Source organism: Halorubrum sp. SP9 (assembly GCF_005435015.1).
In the GTDB taxonomy this organism is placed as follows: Archaea; Halobacteriota; Halobacteria; order Halobacteriales; family Haloferacaceae; genus Halorubrum; species Halorubrum sodomense.
The window spans coordinates 1-207 of record NZ_SGXU01000841.1 but is presented as its reverse complement, the minus strand read 5'-3'; the positions used below and the strand labels follow the sequence as shown (position 1 = coordinate 207).

The window sequence follows — 207 nt, the reverse complement described above, 5'->3', positions numbered from 1 at the left end:
AGCCGGCGTTGATGAGCGGGGTCAGACTGGAGGTGGCCCACGTGTCGAGCACGTCGTCTTCGGGTTCGAACTCGTCGTGCCCGCACTCGGGACAGGCGTCGACGGGCGGGTCGTCGGAGAGCGGGTCGACCGGGAGGTCGGCCTTCTCGGCGATGACTGCCTCGCCGCAGTCGGCGCAGTACCACACCGGGAAGGGGATGCCCGACG

Annotated in this window: 1 protein-coding gene; it reads right to left on the bottom strand. The window is 70.0% G+C overall.

What is annotated here, in order from left to right:
* Positions 1–207 (bottom strand): hypothetical protein (locus EXE45_RS19505; RefSeq protein WP_137695238.1); only part of this gene is annotated, 207 nt, incomplete at both ends.